Here is a 5103-nt window from a genome sequence, read left to right as displayed (position 1 = left end):
CTGAAAAAGACGGGACCCTCATCCTCCGGTCATCCTGACCTCTGACGACGGTCGGGGGAAGGATCGCGACGCCAACCTTTCGCGCTCGAAATCGGGCCTCTCGATGGAGCACCATATCATGCATTCCCAAAACAAGTTTTCTATCCGCGTGACCTGAGATACTTCACTCCGTTCAGCATGACGGTAGGGAGCGGTCACGTGGAAAATTCCGGATGTACGCTATCATTTAACATTTGCCCACTACCCGATTTTGCTTTCTTCCCATAGACTACCGCGGACGCACGCGGTGGGTGGCGGTGGCGGTGAGCGGATCGTCGGGCCAGTAGTGCTTGGGGTAGCGGCCCTTCATCTCCTTCTTGACCTCGAAGTACGTCTCGTCCCAGAAGTGCGCCAGGTCTTGCGTAATCTGCACCGGACGCTGGGCGGGCGAGAGCAGGTGGAGCGTCAGCGGCACCGCACCGCCCGCAATGCGCGGGGTATCCGTGGCGCCGAACATTTCTTGCAGGCGCACCTTCAGCGCCGGAGCCTCGGGCTCGCTGTAGTCGATGGGACGGTTTTGGCCGCTGGGCACCGTCAGGTGTGTGGGCGCGAGGTCGTCAAGCTGGTCGCGCTGATCCCACGACAGGCGCTGCTTCAGGAGTTCTGGCAGGTTCAATCCACGCAAGTCGCTTACCCGGCGCATCCGATACAAATGCGGGGCCAGCCAGTCATCGAGGGTACTTAGCAGGTGGGAGGCGGAGGCATCGGGCCAGTCGTCGAGGTGCTCGTGCAGAAAGACGAGTCGCTGCTGCAACCGGCGGGCGTTTTTGCTCCACGGCAGCAGCTCCAGCTCGGTGGCGCGGAGACCCTCAAGCAGCGCAGTGGCGGTGGCCTCGGGATCGGGGTCGGCGAGCGGACCGTCTTTCAGGCGCAGCGCTCCCAGCCGCTCTTGCGTGCGCGCTCGAATACGCTCGTTGTTGGCATCCCACGCCACGATGGTGTGCTCGGTGATTACATCGTCGAAGAAGGTGGCCAGGTCCTCTGCGGAGATGGGTGCAGCCAGCCGAATCTGCGCCTCGCGGTCGCGTCCGGCGACATGGGCGCACGCCAGGTAGTCGGCTTTCGAGAGCAGTTGCGGACGATCGAGCGCAGCGGCTTGTCCGTTAGCCAGCAGGAAGCGCTCGTCGGAGCCGGAGCGGCGCTTGGCGATGCGGTCGGGATACGCAAATGCGGTGAGGAGGCCGCACGCGCTGGCATCGCTACGGGCGTTGCGCGGCACACCCAGATTCCGCCGCCAGTGTCCGGCCATCTTCTGCACGCGGCGCAGCGTACCCCGCGCAATGCGACTGCCCCGGAGCGCATTCGGAGTCGGCGAATCGCCATCGCGGGCGCGCTGCAGGGCATCGAGGCGGAGACGCAAGTCGGCATCCGGAGCTTCGCCCTGTCCGCGAAAGATGTCGCGCTCGCTCAACAGCGCTGCCAGATCGCATCCGACCGCTGCATACCCCAGATCTTGCGCCTGCACCAAGAGATGCGCCAGACGCGGGTGTACGCCCAGCCCCGCCATCTCGCGTCCATGCGGGGTGATGGTGCCGTCATCGTGGAGCGCACCGAGCTGTGTGAGCAGATCTTGCGCCTGCCGAAACGGCCCTTCGGGCGGCGGCGAGAGCCAGCGCAGCTCGTCGGGATCCGCGGTGCCCCAGGCGGCCAGCTCCAGGGCCAGTGGCGCCAGATCGGCCTGCTCGATTTCGGGCGGGGTGTGCTCGGTGCGATTCATGTGCGTGTGGCGCGTCCACAGCCGGTGGCACACGCCCGGCGCGGTGCGTCCGGCGCGCCCAGCCCGCTGATCCGCCGACGCCTGCGAAATCGGCACCGTCTTAAGCTGCGTCATCCCGCTCTGTGGATCGAACTGCGGCGTGCGGCGCTTCCCGCTGTCGATGACCACGCGCACCCCGTCGATGGTGAGGCTCGTTTCCGCGATGGGCGTGCTAAGCACAATCTTCCGCTCGCCTGCCTCGCTCGGTGCGATGGCGCGGTCTTGCTTGTGATGCGGCAGGTTTCCGAAGAGCGGATAGACGTTCACCCGAGCGGGGACCTTCGCCTCCACCTGACGCTGTACGCGCTTAATGGAGGCCGCACCCGGCAGAAAGACGAGCACATCGCCTTCGGTGTTGGGCAGCACCTCCATGATTTTGCGGGATACGTGGGGTTCGATGTAGCCATCGGGGCGGCGGTCGGCGTAGTGGATGTCGACCGGATACGTGCGCCCCTCGCTGGCAATGCGCGGCGCATCCCCTAAAAGCTCCGCGACGGGCCCTACGTCGAGCGTGGCGGACATGACGAGGAGCCGCAGGTCGGGGCGCAGGGAGTCGTGAACATCGAGCGCGAGGGCGAGGCCCAGATCGGCTTGCAGGCTGCGTTCGTGAAACTCGTCGAAGATGACCGCGCCCACGCCGTCGAGGAACGGGTCGTCCTGGATCATGCGCGTGAGCACGCCTTCAGTGACGACCTCGACGCGGGTGCGGCGGCTGACCTGGGTATCCATGCGCACGCGATAGCCAATGGTCTGTCCCACGGATTCGCCTCGTTCCTGTGCCATCCGGCGGGCCGCAGCACGAGCGGCCAGGCGGCGTGGCTCCAGCATGAGGATGCGCTGGTCCTGCAGCCAGTCGGCTTCGAGCAAAGCAGGCGGCACGCGGGTCGTTTTGCCCGCACCGGTGGGCGCTTCGAGCACTGCGCGAGGCGTATCGGATAGCGCCTGCCTCAGTTCGGGCAGCACATCATCGATGGGGAGGGGCGTCATGCGGAAGCAGCAGCCGGTTCAGTAGGATACACGGGCTGCGTGAACGGGGCACGAGTGGCTTTTGTTGGATGTGAAGGGCACGGTATCCTATGCAGTATAATCCTATAGTATTGGGTAGAGCGCGAGAAGGGCCTGTAGCACCGACAGCGGTCAGTGTTTACCCAGGGGGGGACACGGACCCTTCTCGCGAACCACAAGATCAAGTCACAATCGAAGTTGGCAAGTCACCGCAAGTACAGTCAGCGATAACCAAGCGGCTGTATATTTTCCGGTAGGGTCGGGCAGCCCCGAACCGTTCCGAGCAGGTAGGCCCTGAACGTCGGAGAACGCACCTGGAGAGCCGGGTAAGACCTGTGACTAAGACCTGTGGGAATGTGTCATGGGCACCGCTCGTTGAATGGTAAAATCTACTGGCTTTAGCCGAGGGAGTGTCAACAAGGCCCTGCAGTATCGGAATCCGCCACGCAATCGGCAACCTGACTGATGGTGTAACGGATGCTAAAACGACGGCTGCTGTTTGAGGCCGTCACGACCTCCGGTGGCTCGTTGCTGCCGGAGGTTTTTTTGTTTTGGGGCCGCGGGAAAGGGCGCCGATATGTCCGCTTTGCGTGCTGATTCGCGCATAATGTAACAGAGAAGACTCACGCGCCATCATTCCCGACAACCGTCCCTCCTATGCCAACCCCAACTGCTGAACACGCAGACACCGAAATGCCCGATGCATCATCCGGTACAATCCCAGACAAGCTAACCCGCTTTTTAGCGATACTCATCGACTCCGTCCTTACGATGCTCGTGTCATGGATCCCTGTGCTTGGGCCGCTCTTGGGCGCGGGCTACTTTCTGGTGCGCGACGGCCTGACGCTCGACTTCATGAACCAGCGCTCGATTGGCAAGCATGTGATGGGGCTCAAGGTAAAGCGTGCCGATGGGCAGGCGATGGACATTGAGACCTCCGCAAAGCGCAACTGGATGTTTGCGATCGGTGGCGTCACCGCCTTACTGGCCGAGATTCCCCTCTTCGGGTGGCTGCTGGCCCTCCCCATTTCGCTGGCCGCGCTGGCCATTGGGTTGTACGAAGGCTACCGGGTACTTACACGCAGCGACCAGAAGCGCTGGGGCGACGACACGGCCAATACAACCGTTGTGAACGCATAGCATCAGAATACCTCTTGTTAAATGCGCAAGAGAATATGCGCATAGATCGCAGACATACGTATCTCCCCAAAGTAGATCCTTTTCAGGACACCGCCGCTTTGTGTATGCAGAGCGGTGGTTTTTTGGCACACGTCCTATTTGGTCTGTTAAGGTGGTGTAGATATCCCATTTGAAAGCATAAGATCGACAAATGAACAGCTGATTTGCATTTTTGTGTGGTGGATGATAAGGTACGTGTGGTGAATCCTACATTATATGTGGTATTCGTGTACGCTCCCTCACGCACCAACGCTTTTCTAAGGTACACTGTAGTTTATTTCTGCCCGCCGTCCTCTCGGTGCGTGCTGTTCGCAATGAGGCAAGTCGCTACAAGTGCAAGAATGCGCATGGCGGTGCATGAGGACCGTGAAGGTGTGAACATCCCGATTCTTTATCAACGAGCTTATCCAGTATTATGGAAATGCGATACGCTTTTGCTTATAGATCGTCTGGCTTCTTTCAATGCGCACTTGCACTGGGAGCGCTTTTCCTGATGATGGGATGGGGGCTTGCTGCACAGGCGCAAGACCGTGTGGTCAACGACGCGGCTGACCCTGGCGTGACTGGGTGCGAAAGTGCCGATGCTCCGTTCGACTCGCCTACCATTCAGGGCGCCATCAATGATGCCGGCTCAGGCGAGACGATATTTGTCTGCCCGGGCACGTACGCGGAAAACGTTGGCGTTGACAAGTCGCTGACCATCCAGGGCAACAACGCGGGCACGCCGGGCAACGGCACACGTGGAAATGAGACAGTTATCGTCCCACCGTCAAGTGAAGGCTCCCCACCGCCTCTTCTCATAAGCGTAGAATCCTCCGATGTAACAATAGATGGGGTCAAGCTGGATGCGCAGAGTGAGGTTCCCATAGGAATAGGAGTGCAATCAGGTGAGGCTTCCGTTGAAAACGCATTGATAGAAAACAACGTCTTCGAGAATTTCCCGAGTGGTGCGACGATCAATTCTCCGGTCGGAATGATAGATATCCCTTTTGGGGCAGGGGTTGCAGGTATCGGCTCGTCCACCGGAAATGAGTTTGCAAACAACCTCTTCCAGAACTTTGGAGAGTACCAGCCGAGGACAGAAGACGATCCTGAGCGTGCCAGCATCGGGATGGCTGTTGCAG

The 5103-nt window shown here is 60.7% G+C and carries 2 protein-coding genes and 1 pseudogene; 2 read left to right on the top strand and 1 reads right to left on the bottom strand.

The features are described 5' to 3' along the window. Positions 1 to 268: 268 nt before the first annotated feature. The gene (gene hrpB, locus R6U20_RS06355) at positions 269 to 2782 is read right to left on the bottom strand and encodes an ATP-dependent helicase HrpB (RefSeq protein WP_410337026.1); all 2514 of its coding nucleotides are present in this window, start codon (positions 2780 to 2782) and stop codon (positions 269 to 271) included. A 675-nt stretch (positions 2783 to 3457) separates the two neighbouring features. Between hrpB and R6U20_RS06350 the strand changes: the two genes are divergently transcribed. Both R6U20_RS06350 and R6U20_RS06345 read left to right on the top strand, forming a co-directional pair. Beyond that, complete coding sequence (locus R6U20_RS06350; protein ID WP_410337025.1) at positions 3458 to 3940, top strand: RDD family protein; 483 nt, start codon at positions 3458 to 3460, stop codon at positions 3938 to 3940. A 571-nt stretch (positions 3941 to 4511) separates the two neighbouring features. Next, a pseudogene (locus tag R6U20_RS06345) lies at positions 4512 to 5103 on the top strand (hypothetical protein); the annotation flags it as partial.

The sequence above is a fragment of the Longimonas sp. genome, from assembly GCF_046498435.1.
Classification (GTDB): Bacteria; Bacteroidota; Rhodothermia; order Rhodothermales; family Salinibacteraceae; genus Longimonas.
The sequence above is the reverse complement of the archived record's forward strand: the minus strand, read 5'-3'. Positions and strand labels throughout refer to the sequence as shown.

What these genes read in the sequence shown, in the direction of transcription:
- hrpB (WP_410337026.1), bottom strand. Translation starts at nt 2,782, where the DNA reads ATGACGCCCCTCCCCATCGATGATGTGCTGCCCGAACTGAGGCAGGCG.
- R6U20_RS06350 (WP_410337025.1), top strand. Translation starts at nt 3,458, where the DNA reads ATGCCAACCCCAACTGCTGAACACGCAGACACCGAAATGCCCGATGCA.